17 protein-coding genes are annotated in these 19,762 nt (G+C 73.3%); 9 read left to right on the top strand and 8 right to left on the bottom strand.

Going from position 1 to position 19,762, the window contains the following annotated elements; all coding sequences use genetic code 11:
- Positions 1-16 precede the first annotated feature (16 nt).
- On the bottom strand, positions 17-673 hold the full coding sequence (locus tag ABD665_RS00075) for a DUF4232 domain-containing protein (protein ID WP_204912798.1): 657 nt from the start codon (positions 671-673) through the stop codon (positions 17-19).
- Positions 674-811: 138 nt separating this feature from the next.
- Here ABD665_RS00075 and rimO point away from each other — a divergent pair, with 138 nt between their 5' ends.
- The 4 genes from rimO to ABD665_RS00095 all read left to right on the top strand — a co-directional run bounded on the left by rimO (position 812) and on the right by ABD665_RS00095 (position 3,784).
- A complete protein-coding gene (rimO, locus tag ABD665_RS00080; protein ID WP_204912797.1) occupies positions 812-2,290 on the top strand; it encodes a 30S ribosomal protein S12 methylthiotransferase RimO in 1,479 nt (492 codons plus the stop codon).
- The gene (gene pgsA, locus ABD665_RS00085) at positions 2,287-2,892 is read left to right on the top strand and encodes a CDP-diacylglycerol--glycerol-3-phosphate 3-phosphatidyltransferase (RefSeq protein WP_344740589.1); all 606 of its coding nucleotides are present in this window, start codon (positions 2,287-2,289) and stop codon (positions 2,890-2,892) included. Before rimO ends, pgsA begins: the two co-directional genes overlap by 4 nt.
- Positions 2,889-3,389 (top strand): nicotinamide-nucleotide amidohydrolase family protein, encoded by a 501-nt coding sequence (locus ABD665_RS00090; RefSeq protein WP_204912796.1) that lies wholly within the window; start codon positions 2,889-2,891, stop codon positions 3,387-3,389. Before pgsA ends, ABD665_RS00090 begins: the two co-directional genes overlap by 4 nt.
- Before the next feature lie 77 nt (positions 3,390-3,466).
- On the top strand, positions 3,467-3,784 hold the full coding sequence (locus ABD665_RS00095; RefSeq protein WP_204912795.1) for a helix-turn-helix domain-containing protein: 318 nt from the start codon (positions 3,467-3,469) through the stop codon (positions 3,782-3,784).
- Positions 3,785-3,918: 134 nt separating this feature from the next.
- Here the strand turns inward: ABD665_RS00095 and ABD665_RS00100 are convergent, their stop codons facing one another.
- Positions 3,919-8,571 carry an ATP-dependent helicase gene (locus ABD665_RS00100; protein ID WP_204912794.1) on the bottom strand — a complete coding sequence of 1,551 codons (4,653 nt, stop codon included), beginning with the start codon at positions 8,569-8,571 and terminating at the stop codon, positions 3,919-3,921.
- A gap of 140 nt (positions 8,572-8,711) precedes the next feature.
- On the opposite strand from ABD665_RS00100, the gene ABD665_RS00105 reads away from it, so the two are divergent.
- A complete protein-coding gene (locus ABD665_RS00105) occupies positions 8,712-8,906 on the top strand; it encodes a DUF3046 domain-containing protein (RefSeq protein WP_204912793.1) in 195 nt (64 codons plus the stop codon).
- 10 nt (positions 8,907-8,916) lie between these two features.
- On the opposite strand, the gene ABD665_RS00110 is transcribed toward ABD665_RS00105, so the two are convergent.
- Positions 8,917-9,516 (bottom strand): TIGR03086 family metal-binding protein, encoded by a 600-nt coding sequence (locus ABD665_RS00110; RefSeq protein WP_204912792.1) that lies wholly within the window; start codon positions 9,514-9,516, stop codon positions 8,917-8,919.
- A gap of 272 nt (positions 9,517-9,788) precedes the next feature.
- On the opposite strand from ABD665_RS00110, the gene recA reads away from it, so the two are divergent.
- The 3 genes from recA (at position 9,789) to rny (ending at position 13,743) form a co-directional block, all read left to right on the top strand.
- Positions 9,789-10,835, top strand: a complete 1,047-nt coding sequence (gene recA, locus ABD665_RS00115; RefSeq protein ID WP_204912791.1) for a recombinase RecA — start codon at positions 9,789-9,791, stop codon at positions 10,833-10,835.
- Positions 10,836-11,116: 281 nt separating this feature from the next.
- Complete coding sequence (locus ABD665_RS00120) at positions 11,117-11,581, top strand: RecX family transcriptional regulator (RefSeq protein ID WP_204912790.1); 465 nt, start codon at positions 11,117-11,119, stop codon at positions 11,579-11,581.
- A 392-nt stretch (positions 11,582-11,973) separates the two neighbouring features.
- Positions 11,974-13,743, top strand: coding sequence for a ribonuclease Y (rny, locus tag ABD665_RS00125; protein ID WP_344740598.1), 1,770 nt, complete (start codon positions 11,974-11,976; stop codon positions 13,741-13,743).
- Between the two features lie 73 nt (positions 13,744-13,816).
- Here rny and ABD665_RS00130 read toward each other — a convergent pair whose 3' ends face one another.
- From ABD665_RS00130 to ABD665_RS00150, 5 genes are all read right to left on the bottom strand, one after another.
- The gene (locus ABD665_RS00130; protein WP_344740600.1) at positions 13,817-14,740 is read right to left on the bottom strand and encodes an amino acid ABC transporter permease; all 924 of its coding nucleotides are present in this window, start codon (positions 14,738-14,740) and stop codon (positions 13,817-13,819) included.
- A complete protein-coding gene (locus tag ABD665_RS00135; RefSeq protein ID WP_204912789.1) occupies positions 14,737-15,426 on the bottom strand; it encodes an ABC transporter permease subunit in 690 nt (229 codons plus the stop codon). The genes ABD665_RS00130 and ABD665_RS00135 overlap by 4 nt, the downstream gene beginning before the upstream one ends.
- Positions 15,427-15,457: 31 nt before the next feature.
- A complete protein-coding gene (locus ABD665_RS00140) occupies positions 15,458-16,306 on the bottom strand; it encodes a transporter substrate-binding domain-containing protein (protein WP_204912788.1) in 849 nt (282 codons plus the stop codon).
- Positions 16,307-16,397: 91 nt separating this feature from the next.
- The gene (locus ABD665_RS00145) at positions 16,398-17,153 is read right to left on the bottom strand and encodes an amino acid ABC transporter ATP-binding protein (RefSeq protein WP_344740604.1); all 756 of its coding nucleotides are present in this window, start codon (positions 17,151-17,153) and stop codon (positions 16,398-16,400) included.
- Positions 17,154-17,254: 101 nt separating this feature from the next.
- Positions 17,255-18,157: an aldose epimerase family protein gene (locus tag ABD665_RS00150; RefSeq protein ID WP_204912787.1), complete on the bottom strand. Its 903-nt coding sequence runs from the start codon at positions 18,155-18,157 to the stop codon at positions 17,255-17,257.
- Between the two features lie 41 nt (positions 18,158-18,198).
- Here ABD665_RS00150 and miaB point away from each other — a divergent pair, with 41 nt between their 5' ends.
- A complete protein-coding gene (gene miaB / locus ABD665_RS00155) occupies positions 18,199-19,737 on the top strand; it encodes a tRNA (N6-isopentenyl adenosine(37)-C2)-methylthiotransferase MiaB (protein ID WP_204912786.1) in 1,539 nt (512 codons plus the stop codon).
- The last annotated feature ends 25 nt before the right edge of the window (positions 19,738-19,762 follow it).

Below are 19,762 nucleotides of genomic sequence, written 5' to 3' on the forward strand. Positions count from 1 at the left end.
TGACCGGCCCCGCCGATCAGCCGACGGGGCCGACCTGGAGCAGCGGGACGTCGGCGCTCCTGCAGCCGGTGGTCGGGAACGCCACGAAGGCCGACTCGGTCGACCCGGGCGGGAAGACCCGGAAGCCGTCGACCTTGGTCTGCCCGCAGTCGTCCCCGTAGTTCCCGGGCTGCGTGCGCCGCAGGGCAGCCTTGACGGCCTTGCCGGGCTCGAGCGTCCGCTCCTTCACCGCGCCGTCCGTCCGCGTGGCCGCCTGGCCGACCTGGGTCCCGTTGCCGCCGCCGACGAAGGAGACGCCCGGGAAGCCGCTCAGCGTGCAGGCGGTCGAGCCCGTGTTCCGGAACGTCAGGGCGCCCGCGACGCTGCCGGCCCCACCCCCGCCGGTGTCGTTGGCGTACGTGATCTTCAGGCTGCCGACGCCGCAGCCGGAGCCGCTGCCCGACCCGCCTGGCGAACCGCTCGGCGTGCTGCTCGAACCGCTCGTCGGGCTCGCGGCCGCCGAGGTCGCGGGCGCCGTCGAGGTCGTCGGTGCCACGACGCTGCTGGTGGCGACGGCCGGGCTCGTCGCGGTGGGGGCCTGGGCGGTGCTTCCGCCGCACGCGGCGACCGTGACGACCATCGTGCCGGCGACGAGCGCCAGCGGGAGCGCGGCGGGGGAGGACGGGACGGGCACGGGGGCTCCTGGGGCTGCTGGGACGAACGCAGTTCAGTGAACGCCACCGCCGGCGGCGTGCCCGCCACCTGACCCGCGTGTCGTGCCCCGCGTCCGGGCGGGTCGCCCCTGCCGCAGGACCGGTCATACTGGAGCGTCATGCCTGCGCCCCTCACCAGCCCGTCCCGACCGCTCACGGCGGTCCACCTCGTCACCCTCGGGTGCGCCCGGAACGAGGTCGACTCCGAGGAGCTGGCCGCCCGTCTGGAGGACGGCGGCTTCCAGCTCGTCGACGACCCGGAGGACGCCGACGCGGTCATGGTGAACACCTGCGGCTTCGTCGAGGCCGCCAAGAAGGACTCGGTCGACACCCTCCTGCAGGCCGCCGACCTCAAGGCGTCCGGTCGTCCGCAGGCCGTGGTGGCCGTCGGCTGCCTCGCCGAGCGGTACGGCTCCGAGCTCGCCGAGTCGCTGCCCGAGGCCGACGCCGTGCTCGGGTTCGACGACTACGCCGACGTCGCGGGCCGGCTCCAGCACATCCTGGCCGGCGGTCGGCACGAGACCCACGTGCCGCGCGACCGGCGCACGCTGCTGCCTCTCGCGCCCGCCCAGCGGCGCGCGGCGGCCCGCGGCACCGCGATCCCCGGCGTGCCGACCCAGACGAGCCCGGTCACCCCGCTGCCCGACGGTCTGGCGCCCGCCAGCGGGCCTCGCGCCTACCGTCGCCGCCTGAACGGCAGCCCGTACGCCCCGCTCAAGATCGCCTCGGGCTGCGACCGGCGCTGCGCCTTCTGCGCCATCCCCGCCTTCCGCGGCGCGTACGTCTCGCGGACGCCGGCCGAGGTCGTCGACGAGGCGCGCTGGCTGGTCGAGCAGGGCGTGCGCGAGGTGATGCTCGTCAGCGAGAACACCTCCTCGTACGGCAAGGACCTCGGCGACATCCGCCTGCTCGAGTCGCTGCTCGCCGACCTCGGTGCGGTCGACGGCCTGGAGCGCGTCCGCGTGTCCTACCTGCAGCCCGCCGAGATGCGGCCCGGGCTGGTCGAGGTCATGACGTCGCTGCCGCACGTCGCCCCGTACTTCGACCTGTCCTTCCAGCACGCCTCGCCCGGCGTGCTGCGTCGGATGCGGCGGTTCGGTGACCCGGACTCCTTCCTCGGCCTGATCGAGAGCATCCGCAAGGCGGCCCCGCACGCCGGCATCCGCAGCAACGTCATCGCCGGCTTCCCCGGCGAGACCGAGGCGGACGTCGACATCCTCAGCCAGTTCCTCGTGGACGCCCGTCTCGACGCCGTCGGCGTCTTCGGCTACTCCGACGAGGACGGCACCGAGGCCGCCGGGCTCGACCGGCAGACCGACGAGGACGAGATCGAGGCGCGGCGGGCCGCGCTGGCCGACCTCGCCGACGAGCTGGTCAGCCAGCGCGCCGAGGACCGCATCGGCGAGCGCGTCCGCGTGCTGGTCGAGGAGGTCGCCGGGCAGGGCGAGGCGACCGAGACCGTGGGCCGCGCCGCGCACCAGGGACCGGAGGTCGACGGTTCGGTCACGCTCGACCTCGGTCATGCTGGGGTGGTGGGCACCTTCGTGGACGCCGTGGTGACGGAGACGGACGGCGCGGACCTCAGGGCGGTGGCGTGAGCGGGGAGACCAGCACGGGCACCCCGCCGCGCGAGGTCAGCGCCTGGAACGTCCCCAACGCGCTGACGGTCCTCCGGCTCGTCATGGTGCCCGTCTTCGCCTGGGCCCTGCTCGCGCACCCCGACTCGATCGGCTGGCGCGTCGGGTCGACCGCCATCTTCGTCGTCGCCATCTTCACCGACTTCGTCGACGGCAAGGTCGCGCGCAAGTACGACCTCGTCACGAGCTTCGGCAAGCTCGCCGACCCGATCGCCGACAAGGCGCTCACCGGCATGGCCTTCATCGGGCTGTCGGTCCTCGGCGAGCTGCCCTGGTGGATCACCATCGTGATCCTCGTGCGGGAGTGGGGCATCACGGTGCTCCGCTTCGTGGTCATCCGCTACGGCGTCATCGCCGCGGACCGCGGGGGCAAGGCCAAGACCGTGCTGCAGGCCGTCGCGCTGACGCTGTTCCTGCTGCCGTTCCGGATGCTCGACGGCCTGCACTGGGTGCACACCGTCGGCTGGGTGGTGATGGTGGCGGCGCTCGTCCTGACCGTCCTCACCGGGGCCAACTACGTGCGTTCCGCGCTGCGGCTGCGCCGCGGCTCCACCACGGCGTGAGCGCTGCCGGGTCGGCCGCGGCCGACGTGCTCGCCGCGCTCCGCGGGCGGGGCCTCACGCTGGCGACCGCGGAGTCGCTGACCGGCGGCCTCGTCGGTGCCGCGCTGACCGCGGTGGCCGGTTCGTCGGACGTGTACCGCGGCGGTGTCGTCTGCTACGCCACCGACCTCAAGGCGAGGCTCGTCGGGGTGCCGGAGGACGTGCTCGCGGCCCACGGGCCCGTGGCGCCCGAGACCGCCGCCGCGCTGGCGACGGGTGCGGCCCGCGTGTGCGGCGCCGACGTGGGCGCCGCGACCACGGGCGTCGCCGGGCCCAGCCCCCAGGACGGGCACCCGGTCGGGGAGGTCTACGTGGCCGTCAGCCTGCCGGGCGAGGAGCCCCGCGTACGCCCGCTGCGGCTGACCGGCGACCGTCGCGCGATCCGGGAGCAGACCCTCGACGCGGTGCTCGCGCTGCTCGACGAGGCCCTCGCCACGGAGGCGATCCCGCTCTCCTGAGCCGGTCTGCCGTGATCCCGGACAGGGTTGAGCGTGGTGCGCTCCGGGGCACCCACGGGGGTGGGTACAGTTTCTCTATGTCGTCTCTGACTCCGGTCAAGCAGGTGCTGGTCCGTGAGCTCATCGGGGAGTCCCTGCGCGAGGCGCGCACCGACCAGGGCCGGACCCTGCGCGAGGTGTCCAAGGCGGCGCGGGTCAGCCTGGGCTACCTGTCCGAGGTCGAGCGCGGTCAGAAAGAGGCGTCGAGCGAGCTGCTCGCGTCCATCTGCAGCGCCCTGGACCTGCCGCTCTCCGTGGTGCTCAACGTGACGAGCGAGAAGATGGCCGCCGTCGAGCGCCTCGACGCCCGCGTCACCCCGCTGCCGCACGTACGGGCGATGGCCCAGGCCGCCTGACTGCGTCCGCGTCGTCGGCGGCACCCACCGCCTGACCTCGTCACCTACGGAACCTCTCCCCGCGGGAGCCTCCCGGGTCGTCGGGGTTGGCGCCCCTACCCGGACCTGCGGCGTACTCGCGCCCGGCGGGCGGCTCAGACCGACGGTCGGAGGCGCAGGCCCTGGGGGGTCATCCGGAACCCGGCCTCCTGCAGCGCCGTGCTCACCCCCGCCGACCCGAACACGTGACCTCCGTCGGCGCGCTCCACCGTCAGCTTGCCCAGGTGCCCCTGGTGCACCGCCGAGGCGAGCGCTCCCGCGGCCGGCCGCAGCCGCCGCTCGTCCTCGGTGAAGGACAGCAGCGTCTTCCCGCCGCGCTCGACGTAGAAGACGAGCGCCCCGTCGACCAGGACGACGAGCGCTCCGGCCTTGCGCCCCGGCCGGTGGCCCTCACGCTCGGGCCACGGCAGGGCGGCGCCGTACGCGTTGGCGGGGTCGCAGGCGGCCAGCACCGTCGCCACGGGCTCGTCGGGCTCCCGCTGCTGGGCCCGTAGCCGGTCCACCGCGCCGCTGAGCGCGAACTGCGCCGCTCCCAGGCCGTCGATGAAGTACCCGCGCCGGCACTGCCCGGTCTCCTCCATGGTCGACATCGCCCGGTAGGCGGCCCCGAAGCCGCCGTCCGTGTTCTCGGTCATGACCGTGCCGCGCGTCACCACGCCGTAGCGGTCGAGGAGCCCGAAGATGTGCCCGGCCAGCTGCTCGGCGGGCGTGGAGGGCGTCCGCTCGACGAGCGACCACCGTCCCGCGGTGGTGGGCGAGGAGAGGCGGGGCGCGCGGCCCGGTCGCCGCAGCCCCTGGCCGTTCAGCCGGGCGCGGGGCGCTCGGGCCGCGGGGCGGGTGGGCTTGCGGTGCGCACCGCCGCCGGCGACCAACGCGCGCACCGGGTTGAAGGTGTCGGAGCTGACGAGCCCCGCCCACGCCAGGTCCCACAGCGCCGCGACGTACTCGGCCCGGTCCGTCACCCCGACCGGCAGCACGGAGTCGAAGAAGCGGGCCCCGCCGGCCCCCAGCGCGGCCAGCAGCTCCTGCCCGCGGTAGTGGGAGGGCTCGGCCCCGGCCGCGGGCGGCTCCATCCCGGAGATGACGAAGCGGACCCAGCCGTCGGAGTCGCCGACCGCGCCGTCGCCGACCCACCCGACCTCGCCCGCCGTCATCAGCTCGTCGAGCATCGCGGGCCGGTAGTCGGCGACGCGGGCCGGGAGCACCAGGCTCTCGACCGCGCTCGCGGGGAGGGCGCAGCCGTCGAGCTGCTCGAGCACGGCCAGCACGGCGTCGGCGCCGCGGGTGCCCGAGCCGATGCCCTGCCACTCGGCGAGGAACCGGCTGAACGCCACCTGCTCGACCGGCTCGACCTCGCGCCGCAGCGCGGCGAGCGTCCGGCGCTTGACCAGCGCGAGGACCTGGCCGTGGCAGTACTGCCGGCGGTCGGCCTCGGCCTCGCCCATCTCGATGAACGACCCGGCCACGACGGTCCCGGCCGCGATGAGCGCGTCGCACGCCCCCTCGACCACGGCCCGGCCCAGGCCGTAGCGGGTGGCCACCGTGGACGCGAGGAACGGCCCGTGCGTGCGCGCCCAGCGCAGCACGAGGTCCTCGATCGGCCGGAGCGACGGCTCGGTGAAGCTGGCCGCTACGCCGGGCGGCACGGGTACGCCGAGCCCGTCGCGCAGCCGGGGGACGTCCTCGGCCACGGCCACCATCGGCCGGCCGGCGATCCGGACCTCGACGAGCCGGCGATCGAGGACGAGCTTCTCGACGGCCGCGGCGGTGTCGAGGCCCTCGGCGGAGCGCAGCCGCAGCTCGTCGAGGGTGAAGGGACCGGCGGTGCGCACGGTGTCGTAGAGACGCTCAGCGTCGGTCGCCTGGCGCTCCGCGCTGAGGCCCTGCAGGTCCGCCTCGGTGCGGGCGATGACGTCGGCGTCGAGCAGCTGCTTGAGCCCGTCCTTGCCCAGGAGCTCGGCGAGCAGCGTGGCGTCGAGCGAGAGGGCCGCCGCCTTCTTCTCGGCGAGCGGGACGTCGCCCTCGTAGACGAAGGCGCCGACGTAGCCGAACAGCAGCGACCGCGCGAAGGGCGACGCCTCGCTCGTCTCGACCTCGACGATGCGGATGGAGCGGGACGCGACCTGCCGCTGCACCTCGAGCAGCCCGTCGAGGTCGAAGACGTCGGTCAGGCACTCCCGCATCGTCTCCAGGACGATGGGGAACTCCGGGTACTGTGCGGCCACGGTCAGCAGCTGCGCCGAGCGCATCCGCTGCTGCCACAGGGGCGAGCGCGACTTCGGGTCGCGGCGGGGGAGCAGCAGCGCCCGGGCCGCGCACTCGCGGAAGCGCGAGGCGAAGAGCGCCGACCCGCCGACCTCGTCGGTAACGACGCCCTCGATCGAGTCGGGGTCGAGGATGATCAGGTCGGCCCCGGGCGGCGCCGACTCGGTGTCGGGCACGCGGAGGACCATGCCGTCGTTGGTGGCGGTAGCCTGCACCTCGAGCCCGTAGCGCTCGCGGGCCGCGCGCTCGACGGCCAGCGCCCACGGGGTGAGGACGCCCGTGCCGAGGGAGCTGTGCACGCACACGCGCCAGTCGCCGAGCTCGTCACGGAAGCGCTCGAAGACGATCGTCTGGTCCGTGGGCAGCGAGCCCGTCGCCGCCTCCTGCTCGCGCAGGTAGGTCAGCAGGTTGTTCGAGGCGTAGTCGTCCAGCCCGGCCCCGGACAGCCGGTTCTCGGCCTCGACGGGCGGCAGGGACCCGAGCTCGCGCACGAACCTGCCGAACGCCCGCCCCAGCTCGAGCGGCCGGCCGGGAGCGTCGCCCTTCCAGAAGGGCAGCCGACCGGGGACGCCCGGGGCGGGGGAGACCAGCACCTGGTCGTGGGTGATGCCCTCGACCCGCCAGCTGGTCGTGCCCAGGGTGAAGACGTCGCTGACGCGGGTCTCGTAGACCATCTCCTCGTCGAGCTCGCCGACGCGCCGGCCCGCCTCGTGACGGCCGGACGCGTTCCCCTCGCCGACCAGGAAGACGCCGAACATGCCGCGATCCGGGATCGTCCCGCCCGACGTGACCGCGAGCCGCTGGGCCCCGGGCCGGGCCGTGAGCACGCCCGTGTCCCGCTGCCAGACCACGCGCGGCCGCAGCTCGGCGAAGTCCTCCGACGGGTAGCGCCCGCTGAGCATGTCGAGCACCGACTCGTACGCGCTCCAGGGCAGGTCGCGGAAGGTGCCCGCCCGCCGCACCAGCGCGTACAGCTCGTCGACCTTGGTCTCCTCCATGGCGACGACGGCGACGATCTGCTGGGCGAGCACGTCGAGCGGGTTGCGCAGCTCGGCGACCTCCTCGATCGCGCCCTCGCGCATGCGCTCCACGACGACCGCCGACTCGATGAGGTCGCCGCGGTGGTTGGGGAAGAACACGCCCCGCGAGACCGCCCCGACCTGGTGGCCCGCGCGGCCGACCCGCTGCAGCCCGCTGGCCACCGACGGCGGCGACTCGACCTGCACCACGACGTCGACCGCGCCCATGTCGATGCCGAGCTCGAGGGAGGAGGTCGCGACGACGCACGGCAGCTGCCCGGACTTCAGCGCGGCCTCGATGTCCGCCCGCTGCTCCTTGCTCACCGACCCGTGGTGGGCCCGCGCCACGACCGGCGTGAACGTCCCGTCGTGCCCGGCGGACGACCCGGACTGGGCCATGACCTGGGCCGGCGGCCTGCTCGGCGGCGGCGGCCCCTCGAGGTCACCGTCCTCGCCCTCGTCCGGGGCGCTCTCGACGCGCGCGGCCTCGAGCCGCTCCGCGTTCAGCTCGTTGAGGTGGGCGGTCAGCCGCTCGGCCAGCCGGCGGGAGTTGGCGAAGACGATGGTCGACCGGTGGGAGGAGATGACGTCGAGGATGCGGTTCTCGACGTGCGGCCAGATCGAGGGCGCCCGGGCCGGCTTGTCGTCCTCGAGCGACACCTGACCGGGGGCGGAGGACGCGCCGAGGTCGGTCATGTCCTCGACCGGGACGACGATGTCGAGGTCCCAGCGCTTGACCGACGGCGGCGCCACGACGTCGACGTCGTACGGCCCGCCGAGGTAGGCCGCCACGCGGGAGGCCGGGCGCACCGTCGCGGACAGGCCGATCCGCTGCAGCGGCCGCTCGGCCCCCGACTCCTGCGTCAGCGCCTCGAGGCGCTCGATCGAGACGGCCAGGTGGGCGCCGCGCTTGCTCCCCGCGAGCACGTGGACCTCGTCGAGGATCACGGTGCGGACGGAGCGCAGCACGTCGCGCGCCGACGAGGTGAGCATGAGGAAGAGGGACTCGGGCGTGGTGATGAGGATGTCCGGGGGCCGGCTCACGATGCTGCGTCGCTCGGCGGGTGTCGTGTCACCGGACCGCACGCCCACCGTGACGCTGGGCGGGGTCTGGCCGACGCGGAGCGCCGTCTGGGTGATCCCGGTCAGCGGGGCCCGCAGGTTGCGCTCGACGTCGACGGCCAGCGCCTTGAGGGGCGAGATGTAGAGGACCCGGCAGCGCTCCTTGGGCGCCGGGACGGGCTCCCGGGCCAGCTCGTCCAGCGCCCAGAGGAAGGCGGCGAGCGTCTTGCCGGAACCCGTGGGCGCGACCACCAGCGCGTTCCGCCCGGCCGCGATGCTGCTCCAGGCACCGCGCTGCGCCTCGGTGGGCTCGGCGAACACCTCGCGGAACCACGTCGACGTGGCCGTGGTGAAGCCGTCGAGCGGGTCGGCGGGCGCCAGGGTCGCGGTCACGTCCTCCATCTTGCCCGCGGCCTCCGACAGTTTCCCTCGTGGACGCGGGGCGGGGTCGCCGCGGGGTCGGTGGGGGCCGGACGCCGGGCGGCCCCGCGGCTACGGTGGGCGTCCGCCGGCGACCGCGCCGCCGGCGCCGGAGGGGGACGATGAAGGAGACCGAGCTGTGGGCGCGCCTGCAGCGCCATCTCGGCGCGGGCTACTACCGCGTCTGGGCGATGGAGCAGAACCTCGGCGACCTCGGCGGGCGCACGGTCGTGCAGGCGCTCGAGGCCGGCGTGCCGAGCAAGGAGATCTGGCGGGCCGCGTGGGCCGCGCTCGAGCTGCCCCCGAGCGAGCGCTGAGGACGGTTCCTCAGGCCGACCACCGGGGGTCGCGACCGGCCTTGCCGAGGGCCCGCGCCAAACCGTCCGCGTCGTGGGGCACCGCGACCTCCGGGCCGTAGGCCCCCATCTGCCGGCCGAGCTCGGCGGTGCGCGACACCGCCTCGTCGACCGCCTCGGCGACCTCCGGGTCGAGCTCCAGCGTGCGTCCGAGGGCCCGGGCCACGTCCCACCCGTGCACCGCCACCTCGACCAGCGCCATCTCGCCGAGCATCGGACGCGGCAGCGCCGCGCCCCCGACCCGGGCCTCTCCCGTCCAGGCCTCCGGCCGGTCCCAGCCGTGCGCGACGGCGCCGAGGTTGTCGCGGAGGCGGCCGGCCCAGTCACTGTCCGCCGAGCCCTGGCCGCCGCCCCACGGGTCGTCGGCGTCGAGCGGCTCGTCCCGCCCGAGCCGGGCCATGGCGCCGCTGGTCCCGACGAAGTGCTCCACGAGACCCCGGAGGTCGAGCTCCGTGCACGGCGTCGGGGCGGACAGGTCGACGGTGCCGGCGGGGAGGTCGGCCAGGTCGGGCAGGACGGCCGCGACGGCCGCGCAGGTGGGGGCCACGGCGGCCCGCAGGCTGATGCTCATGCCGCCATGGTGGACGACCCGGGGGCCCAGACGGAAGGGGCCGGAGGAAGGTCGGGCGACCTCGCCGCGCTCGTGGCGTGTCGCCTAGCCCCTCGAACACCTGTTCGGTAAGTTGTCCACCGCAACGGTTCGCCGAGCCGGGTTCTCCACAGGTCCGGCGCCGAGAGCGGCTGATTGTCAGGACCCGTCCTTACAGTCTCGCCAAGGACCACAGCAGTCACGCCGACGAGGCGAACGACACGAAGCCCGCAGGGCGAGGAAAGAGGATCACGATGGCCGCAGGCGACCGCGACAAGGCGCTCGAGTCAGCCCTCGCGCAGATCGACAAGCAGTACGGCAAGGGCTCGGTGATGCGCCTCGGGGACGAGGTCCGGGTCCCGATCGAGACGATCCCCACCGGGTCGATCGCGCTCGACGTCGCCCTGGGCATCGGGGGTCTGCCCCGCGGGCGGGTCATCGAGATCTACGGCCCCGAGTCGAGCGGAAAGACGACGGTGGCGCTGCACGCGGTCGCCAACGCCCAGGCGGCCGGCGGGATCTGCGCGTTCATCGACGCGGAGCACGCGCTCGACCCGGACTACGCCGCCCGGCTGGGGGTCGACACCGACTCGCTGCTGGTCAGCCAGCCCGACAACGGCGAGCAGGCGCTCGAGATCGCCGACATGCTGGTGCGCTCCGGTGCCCTGGCCCTGATCGTCATCGACTCCGTCGCCGCGCTGACCCCGCGCGCCGAGATCGAGGGCGAGATGGGCGACAGCCACGTCGGCCTGCAGGCCCGGCTGATGAGCCAGGCGCTGCGCAAGATGACCGGCGCCCTGAGCGGCGCGGGCACGACCGCGATCTTCATCAACCAGCTCCGCGAGAAGATCGGCGTCATGTTCGGCTCGCCCGAGACGACGACCGGTGGCAAGGCGCTCAAGTTCTACTCGTCGATCCGCCTCGACATCCGTCGGATCGAGACCCTCAAGGACGGCTCGGACGCGGTGGGCAACCGCACCCGGGTCAAGGTCGTGAAGAACAAGATGGCGCCGCCCTTCAAGCAGGCCGAGTTCGACATCCTGTACGGGGTCGGCATCAGCCGCCAGGGCAGCCTGATCGACCTCGGCGTCGAGTGCGGGATCATCCGCAAGGCCGGTGCGTGGTTCACCTACGACGCCGACCAGCTCGGTCAGGGCAAGGAGAACGCCCGCAACTACCTGAAGACCAACCCCGACATCGCCGACGAGATCGAGAAGAAGATCAAGGAGAAGATGGGCCTCGGGCCGCGTCTCGACGCCCCGGCCGGGGTCGACCCGGTCACCGGCGAGGTGGAGTTCTAACCGGTGCCCGGCGACGCGGACGTCTCGACGGAGGAGGTGGCGGGATCCACCGAGGTGGACCAGGTCGCCGCCGCTCTGAGGCGGGTGGCGAACCGGCCGCTCGGGGTGGCCGGGGAGCTACTGGCAGGGGTGGTTCGTCGTCCGACCCCGAGGGACGTGAAGGCGACCGGCGTCGGGGCGGACGTGGGCGGCGCCAGAAGTCTGAAGTTGAGGTCGAGGGTCAGGGCGCAAGGTCCCGGCCGGGCCCGCGGCTCTGGTCGGACGACCCGGACGCCGACCCGGTGGAGGCCGCCCGCGGGATCGTGCTGCGCAAGCTCGCGGTGCAGGCCCGGACCCGGGGCGAGCTGGAACGCGCGCTGAAGGCCAAGGACGTCCCCGAGGACGCCGCGGCCAGCGTGCTCGACCGGATGGACGAGGTCGGGCTGGTGGACGATGCGACGTTCGCGCGGGACTGGGTCGCCTCGCGCCAGCAGCGCCGGCACCTCAGCAAGATGGCGCTGCGGCGGGAGCTGCAGACCAAGGGGGTTGACCGGGACCTCATCGACGACGCGCTGGCCGACGTCGAGGGTGACGACGAGCACCGGGCCGCGCTCGACCTGGCTCGGCGGCGGGCGGGCGCGATGAGCGCCCTCCCGCGTGAGGTGGCCTACCGCCGGCTGGGCGGCATGCTCGCCCGGCGTGGGTTCTCCTCCTCGATCACGTCCCGCGTGCTGTCCGAGGTGCTCGACGGCACGGACGAGGACTGAGCCGCGACCTCCTCAGGTCGGGACGGTGTCCGGGCTCTGTCGTCACCCGACGTGCGTCTGCTCACGGCAAGCGGTCGGGAGCGGGCGGTCGAGGGTGCGGGACGGCCTCGGACTGCGGCGCCGGCTCGGTCGGACCGTCGGTGCTTGACCCTGCCGGGGGCCGGTCCTAACCTGCGAGAACGAGGTTTTCTGAACGCTGGCTCGACCTATTCGTTGTGTGACCGCCGATTCTGGGAAGGAACCGGCGGAGTGACTTTTCCCGCTCAGGCGGACTGACATATCTGACGGCACCGCGGTGCCTGCTCGGGAGAGACGCTCTCGGCCAGGGGTCGCGGTGGGCGCTGACGAATCCCTCGGTGGTGCGCGCACGCGCACGTGAGGAGGGAGTCACCATGACGGGTGGAGCATTCCAAGCCCTCGTCCTCGTCCTGCTGCTGATCGTGGTGGTGGTCGTCGCGATCGTCGCCGTCGTCCTGCTGCGGCGGCCGAAGACGGCCACGGCCCCCGAGAGGGGTGCCCGGCTTGAGGACGGACGCGTCGAGCGTGATCTCGACCCCGCGGCGTCGACGGAGGCGGGACCGGCGACCTTCGTGGCTCCAGCGGGCGCACCCTCCGAAGCGGATGCCGAAGCGGCCGCGGAGCGCCGGGCCACCGAGAGGCAGGCCGCCGAACGGCAGGCCGCGGAGCGTGAGGCCGAGCTCCAGGCCGCCGAGCGGCAGGCCGCTGAACGTCAGGTCGAGCGTGAGGCCGCGGACCGCCAGGCGGCGGAACGTGCCGCCGAGCTGATGGCGTCGGTGGCCCAGGCACGGGCCGCGTTCGAGGAGCAGATGCAGGCCCGGCGCGACGAGCTGCGGTCGCAGCGCTCCGACGTCGAGCGTCGCGAGCAGCGGCTCACCGAGCGCGAGGAGCGGCTCGACGGCGAGCTGCGGGCCCTCGACGACCAGCACGGTGCAGTCGAGCTGACCCGGGCGGAGCTCGAGGACCGCCGCCGCCAGCTCGAGGACGCCGAGGCCGAACGGCTGCTGGCGCTCGAGCGCGTCGCGGGGCTGACGGCGGAGCAGGCCAAGGCCGAGCTGGTGGCGGGCGTGGAGCACGACGCCAAGCGGCAGTCCGTGCTCGTCGCGCGGGAGATCGAGCGGAAGGCGCTGCGCGAGGCCGACGAGCGCGCCCGGAACATCGTCGTCGGCGCCATCCAGCGCGTGGCCTCCGACCAGACGTCCGAGTCCGTCGTATCGGCTGTACACCTGCCGGGCGACGAGATGAAGGGCCGCATCATCGGCCGCGAGGGGCGCAACATCCGCGCCTTCGAGCAGGTGACGGGGGTCAACGTGATGATCGACGACACCCCCGAGTCGGTCCTGCTGTCCTGCTTCGACCCCGTGCGTCGGGAGACGGCCCGCCTCACGCTCACCGAGCTGGTCAAGGACGGGCGCATCCACCCCGCCCGGATCGAGGAGGTGCACGAGCGCAGCCGCAACCAGATCGAGGCCCTGTGTCTGCAGGCCGCCGAGGACGCCATGGCCGAGGTCGGCATCACCGACCTGCACCCGGCGCTGGTGCCCATCCTCGGAACCCTGCGCTACCGGACCTCGTACGGGCAGAACGTGCTCAAGCACATGGTCGAGAGCGCGCACATCGCGGGCCTGATGGCCGGCGAGCTCGGCCTCGACATCGCGCAGTGCAAGCGTTCGGCGTTCCTCCACGACATCGGCAAGGCGCTGACGCACGAGGTCGAGGGTTCGCACGCGCTCGTGGGGGCGGACCTCGCCCGCCGCTACGGTGAGAACCCGGACGTCGTCCACGCCATCGAGGCGCACCACAACGAGGTCGAGGTGCGCACGGTCGAGGCGGTCCTCACCCAGGCGGCCGACGCCATCAGCGGCGGTCGTCCAGGCGCACGTCGCGAGACCCTCGAGGCGTACGTGCAGCGGCTGGAGAAGCTGGAGCAGATCGCGGGGGAGCGCGACGGCGTGGAGAAGGTGTTCGCCATGCAGGCGGGCCGGGAGATCCGCGTGATGGTGGCGCCCGAGGAGATCGACGACATCGCGGCCCAGGTGCTGGCCCGCGACATCGCCAAGCAGATCGAGGAGGACCTGACCTACCCCGGTCAGATCAAGGTCGTCGTCGTGCGCGAGTCGAGGGCCACCGAGACCGCTCGCTGAACCCCCGCCCTCCGGCAAGGACGAACCCCGCGGGCGACGGCGTCCGCGGACGACGCGTACGCGGACGACGACCTCAGCGCGTCGGTGTGCCGTCCACGCCCACCGGTTCCGCGGCCGCGAGGCCGACGGCGCCCGCCTCCCCGGTCCCTGCTGCCCCGGCCACCGGCCCGGACGTGCGGCCGCCCCGCTGCAGCCGGCGCTCGACGACCCGGGCGACGAGGCTCAGCGTGTAGTTGATGGCGATGAACATCGCCGCCACGACGATGAGGGTCGGGATGAGGTTGCCGTACGCCGTGGAGAGCGTCGTCCCGGACCGCAGCAGCTCGGTGAAGCTGATGATGTAGCCGAGCGCGGTGTCCTTGAGGATCACGACGAGCTGGCTGATCAGGGACGGCAGCATCGCCGTGACCGCTTGCGGGAGCAGCACGGTGAGCAGGGTCTGGCGCGGCGTCAGGCCGATGGCGAGCCCGGCCTCGCGCTGGCCGCGGGGCAGGGCGAAGACGCCCGAGCGGATGAGCTCGGCGATGACGGCCGAGTTGTAGAGCGTGAGCCCGCCGACGACGCCGACGAAGGTCGAGGTGTCGCCCAGCACACCCAGCACGAAGATGCAGAAGTAGTAGACGAACAGCATCATCACGAGCACCGGCACCGAGCGCAGGAACTCCACGAGCGCGCCGCAGACGATCCGCACGGCCTTCGCCTCGGACAGCCGGCCCAGCCCGAGCAGGACCCCGAGGACGCCGGAGAGGACCACGGCCGCCCCCGCCGCCTTCAGCGTGGCGAGCAGGCCGGGCAGGAGGTAGGAGGTCCAGGTCTCCGGGTCGACGAAGGGGGCCCACTTCTGGGCCGTGAACTGGTTGTTGTCGGGCGATGCCAGGCCCCGGACGAGCAGGGCCAGCAGCCCGACCAGCACGAGACCGCCGACGACGCCGAGGACCCGGTGCCGCGCCCGGGCCCTGGGGCCGGGCGCGTCGAAGAGGACGGCCTGGGCGCTCACCGCTGCACCACCAGCCGCCGGGAGAGGCTCGTGAACAGCAGCCCGGTCGGCAGGGTGAGCAGCACGAAGCAGGCGGCCACCAGCAGGAAGATCGCGTAGAGCAGCGACGGGTTGAACTCGACCATCCCGCGCATCAGGTAGGACAGCTCCGCGACGCCGATCGTCGCCACGACGGTCGTGTTCTTGGTGAGCGCGATGAGCGTGTTGCCCAGCGGGGCGATCGCGCCCCGGAAGGCCTGCGGCAGGATCACCTCGCGCAGCGACGCACCGAACCCGAGCCCGATCGCCCGCGCGGCCTCCGCCTGACCCTGCGGCACGGTGTTGATGCCGCTCCGCAGGGCCTCGGCGACGAACGAGGCGTGGTAGACCGACAGCGCGATGACGCCGAAGCGGAAGTTGTTGTCCACGATCTCGGTCGGCGAACCGGCCGAGGCGAGGCTCAGCCCGAGGGTGTTCAGCAGGCCGAAGGCGCAGAAGAACACGATGAGGGTGAGCGGGGTGTTGCGGACGAGCGTCACGTACGCCGTCCCGAAGGCCTGCAGCACGCCCACCGGGGAGACCCGGCAGACGGCCACGACCGTCCCGATGACGAGCGCCCCCACGGCCGAGACGAGCGTGAGCTTGACCGTCATCCAGAAGGCCGCGAACACGTCGTAGTTCTCGAGCAGGGTCGTGAGGGCGCCCATCAGACCGCGCCCGCCGTCCGGAGGGACAGGGTCACGAGCAGGGCTCCGGCTTCGGCGGGTTGGCGCTCGCGTCGGGCTTGAAGTCGGCACCCACGGTGTCCGCGAGGGCCTTCTCCCAGGAGCCGTCGCCCACCATCTTGGTGATGGCGGCGTTGACCTTCTCGCAGGTCGCCGTGTCGCCCTTGGTGAGCCCCACGCCGTACTTCTCGGTCGAGAAGGTCTGGCCGACCACCTTGAGCTTGCCCTCGTACTGCGGCTGGGCCGCGAAGCCCGCGAGGATGACGTTGTCGGTGGTGACCGCGTCGATGCGGCCGCTGTTCAGGGCCTCGACGCACTTGGAGTAGGTGTCGTACTCCTGCAGCTGGACCTGGTCCGCGAACTGGTCCTGCACCTTCTTGGCCGAGGTCGACCCCGTGACGGAGCAGAGCTTCTTGCCGTTCAGGGCGTCGGGCCCGGTGATGTCGGAGTCGGCCTTGACGAGCAGGTCCTGGCCGGCGACGAAGTACGGGCCGCCGAAGGAGACCTTCTGCTTGCGGTCGTCGGTGATCGAGTAGGTCGCGAAGATCATCTTGACCTGGCCGCTCTGCAGCAGCGTCTCGCGCTGCGCGGAGGGGGCCTCCTTGAAGGTCACGTCGGTGTAGCCGAGCTCCTTGGCGACGTACTTCGCGACCTCGACGTCGAAGCCCTTGAAGTCGCTGCCGACCTGCTGGCCCAGCCCGGGCTGGTCGAACTTGATGCCGACCGTGACGGGCCCGCCGGCGCCGGCGGAACCGCCGCTGCCGCTCTCCGGCACCGCGTTCTCCGCGCTGGCGCAGGACGCCATCGTGAGCGCGAAGCCCGCTGCGGCGGCCGCGCCGAGGATCTGCTGGGTGGTTCTCATCGTTCGCCTCCGAGTTCCGCGTGGCCGGCGTGGGGCGCCGGTCGCGCGCTGTCGTACGGGGTCCGTGCGCCGGGCGGCGCACGGCGGGGAGTCAGTGGGTGAGGATCTTGCTCAGGAAGTCCTGGGCCCGGGTGCTCTGCGGGGCGGTGAAGAAGGACTCGGGCACGCCCTCCTCCACGATCCGGCCGTCCGCCATGAACACGACGCGGTCGGCCGCCTTGCGGGCGAAGCCCATCTCGTGGGTGACGACGATCATGGTCATGCCGCCGCCGGCCAGCCCGACCATGACGTCGAGGACCTCGTTGACCATCTCGGGGTCGAGGGCGGAGGTCGGCTCGTCGAAGAGGATGACCTTGGGGTCCATGGCCAGGGCCCGCGCGATGGCGACCCGCTGCTGCTGACCGCCGGAGAGCTGTGCCGGGTACTTGTCGGCCTGCGACTCGACGCCGACGCGGGTGAGCAGCTCGCGGCCGCGCTCCCGGGCCTGCGCCGCCGGGACCTTGCGGACCTTGATCGGACCGAGGGTCACGTTCTCCAGCACGGTCTTGTGCGCGAAGAGGTTGAAGGACTGGAAGACCATCCCCACGTCGGCGCGCAGGTGGGCGAGGGCGCTGCCCTCCTCGGGGAGCCGCTCGCCGTCGATCGTGATCGATCCGGAGCCGATCGTCTCCAGCCGGTTGATCACCCGGCACAGCGTCGACTTGCCCGAGCCCGACGGGCCGAGCACCACGACGACCTCGCCCTTGGCGACGCTGAGGTTGATGTCCTGCAGGACGTGCAGGTCGCCGAAGTGCTTGTCGACGTCCTTCAGCACGACCAGCGGCTGGCCGGCGCCTGGGGCTTCCATCGTCCGAAAGTAGCGGGGGACCGGCCGCGGAGCCCATCCCCGACGCGGGTGCGAGGGGCTTTGAACCGCAATTGTTACCGTGCGCTTGGCATATAGTCCGTCTAACTACCCCGGATGCCCCACCGGCACGAGAAGGTTTCGCCCGGGGCCAGGACGCGCATCCCGGCGTGCGTCGGACCCTCGTTGAAGGCGTCCGGACCGCAGGTCATGGGCTCGACAGCGAGCCCGACGTCGCGGCGCTTCTCGCCGGTGAAGACCTGGGCCCAGCCGAAGGAGGCGTCGGCCCAGAGGGCGGCGTAGCGGTCCCCGCGCTCGAGCACCGCCGTCCAGCCGCCGTCGGCGTCGCGGGCCAGGTCCGTGTACGCGGTGTCGAGCACGCGGTCGCCGACCGGGGCCCCGTCGCGGAGGTCCAGCCCGCTGCCCTCGACCGGCGACAGCGCGACGGGCAGCATCCGGTCGTCCACCTCGAGCCGGGTCGCGGCCGGCAGGGTCAGGCGGACCTCGTCCACGCTCGTCTCCCCGACGGTCAGGTAGGGGTGGGCGCCGTAGCCGAACGGGACCTCCGTCGCCCCGGCGTTCGTGGCCTCGAGGGTGACGTGCAGCCCGTCCTCGGTCAGCCGATAGGTCAGCCGGGCCTCCAGGACGCCGGGCCAGCCGGGCTGGGTGAGGACCGTGAACGTGCAGACGACGTGCGAGTCGCCGTGCTCGACCACGGTCCAGGGGGCGTAGCGGGCCAGGCCGTGGCTCGCGTTGTGCCGCGGCGGCTCGCTCAGCACCAGCTGCTGGGTCTTGCCGGCCCACGGGTAGCGCCCGTCGCGGATCCGGTTCGGCCACGGGACGAGCTGCTGGCCCTTGCCGCCGGAGACCGGTTCGTCGGCCGCGTAGCCCTTGACCACGTCCCGCCCGCCGACGGCGTAGCGGCGCAGGCCGGCGCCGAGCTCCGTGACCGTCGCCTCCTGCCCGCCGAGCGCGATGTCGAGCTGCTTCCCGGTGGGGTTCGTCACGGATCGCAGCCTAGGGCTGGCGCGATTACGCTGGCTGGGCCATGACCCTCACCGCGACCCCGACGACCTCCGCCGCACCCGACCTCGCGTCGGAGGGTGCCCGGCGCACGTACGCGATCCGCACCCACGGCTGCCAGATGAACGTGCACGACTCCGAGCGCCTGGCCGGGCTGCTCGAGGAGGCGGGCTACGCGAAGGCCGAGGGTGAGACCGGCACGGCCGACGTCGTCGTGTTCAACACCTGCGCGGTGCGCGAGAACGCGGACAACAAGCTCTACGGCACGCTCGGGCTGCTGCGCCGCGACAAGGTGGCCAACCCCGACATGCAGATCGCGGTCGGCGGCTGCCTCGCGCAGAAGGACCGCGGCGAGATCACCCGGCGCGCGCCCTGGGTGGACGTCGTCTTCGGCACCCACAACATCGGCTCCCTGCCGACGCTGCTCGAGCGGGCCCGGGTCGAGGAGGCCGCCCAGGTCGAGATCGCCGAGTCCCTCGAACGGTTCCCCTCGACGCTGCCGACCCGGCGCGACAGCCCGTACGCCGCGTGGGTCTCGGTCAGCGTCGGGTGCAACAACACGTGCACGTTCTGCATCGTGCCGTCGCTGCGCGGCCGCGAAGAGGACCGCCGGCCCGGCGACATCCTCGCCGAGATCGAGATGCTCGTCGCCGAGGGCGTGCAGGAGGTGACGCTGCTCGGGCAGAACGTGAACGCGTACGGCGTCGAGTTCGGGGACCGGGGCGCGTTCGCCAAGCTGCTGCGCGCCTGCGGCGAGGTCGAGGGCCTCGAGCGGGTGCGCTTCACGTCGCCGCACCCGCGCGACTTCACGCCCGACGTCATCGCGGCGATGGCCGAGACGCCCAACGTCATGCCCCAGCTGCACATGCCGCTGCAGTCGGGCTCCGACCGCGTGCTCCGCGCGATGCGCCGCTCCTACCGCAGCGACCGGTACCTGCGCATCATCGACGACGTGCGGGCCGCGCTGCCGCACGCGGCGATCACCACCGACATCATCGTGGGCTTCCCGGGCGAGACCGAGGAGGACTTCCAGGCGACGCTGGACGTCGCCGCGGCCTCCCGCTTCTCCGCGGCCTTCACCTTCCAGTACTCGATCCGTCCGGGCACGCCGGCCGCGACGATGCCGGACCAGGTGCCGCGCGCGGTCGTGCAGGAGCGCTACGAGCGGCTCGTCGCGGTCGTCGAGGACGTCGCCTGGCAGGAGAACCGCGCGCAGGTCGGACGCACGGTCGAGGTCATGTTCGCCGACGGCGAGGGGCGCAAGGACGCCGCGACCTCGCGGATGTCCGGGCGGGCGCAGGACAACCGGCTTGTCCACGTCCGCGTGCCCGAGGACCCGGCGGACCAGCCGCGGCCCGGCGACGTCGCCGACGTGGTCGTCACCTACGCCGCGCCGCACCACCTCACCGCCGACGAGGGGCTGCTGGACCTGCGGCGCACCCGCGGCGGCGACGCCTGGGCCGCACGGCAGGCCGGTGCCACCCCGGCACGGCCCGTGGTGAGCCTCGGGCTGCCAAGCCTGGGCGTCCCGGCTCCGCTGGCTCCCGCTCCCGCCTGCGGCTGAGCCTCCGGGCTGGCACCCTGCTGCC

The organism is Microlunatus spumicola (assembly GCF_039536445.1).
Classification (GTDB): domain Bacteria; phylum Actinomycetota; class Actinomycetes; order Propionibacteriales; family Propionibacteriaceae; genus Microlunatus; species Microlunatus spumicola.

Excerpts from the sequence above, each read along its gene's own strand:
- rny (WP_344740598.1), top strand. The coding sequence starts at position 11,974 with ATGACGGGTGGAGCATTCCAAGCCCTCGTCCTCGTCCTGCTGCTGATC.
- miaB (WP_204912786.1), top strand. The coding sequence starts at position 18,199 with ATGACCCTCACCGCGACCCCGACGACCTCCGCCGCACCCGACCTCGCG.
- recA (WP_204912791.1), top strand. The coding sequence starts at position 9,789 with ATGGCCGCAGGCGACCGCGACAAGGCGCTCGAGTCAGCCCTCGCGCAG.
- rimO (WP_204912797.1), top strand. The coding sequence starts at position 812 with ATGCCTGCGCCCCTCACCAGCCCGTCCCGACCGCTCACGGCGGTCCAC.
- ABD665_RS00140 (WP_204912788.1), bottom strand. The coding sequence starts at position 16,306 with ATGAGAACCACCCAGCAGATCCTCGGCGCGGCCGCCGCAGCGGGCTTC.
- ABD665_RS00145 (WP_344740604.1), bottom strand. The coding sequence starts at position 17,153 with ATGGAAGCCCCAGGCGCCGGCCAGCCGCTGGTCGTGCTGAAGGACGTC.
- ABD665_RS00110 (WP_204912792.1), bottom strand. The coding sequence starts at position 9,516 with ATGAGCATCAGCCTGCGGGCCGCCGTGGCCCCCACCTGCGCGGCCGTC.
- ABD665_RS00105 (WP_204912793.1), top strand. The coding sequence starts at position 8,712 with ATGAAGGAGACCGAGCTGTGGGCGCGCCTGCAGCGCCATCTCGGCGCG.
- ABD665_RS00100 (WP_204912794.1), bottom strand. The coding sequence starts at position 8,571 with ATGGAGGACGTGACCGCGACCCTGGCGCCCGCCGACCCGCTCGACGGC.
- ABD665_RS00135 (WP_204912789.1), bottom strand. The coding sequence starts at position 15,426 with ATGGGCGCCCTCACGACCCTGCTCGAGAACTACGACGTGTTCGCGGCC.
- ABD665_RS00095 (WP_204912795.1), top strand. The coding sequence starts at position 3,467 with ATGTCGTCTCTGACTCCGGTCAAGCAGGTGCTGGTCCGTGAGCTCATC.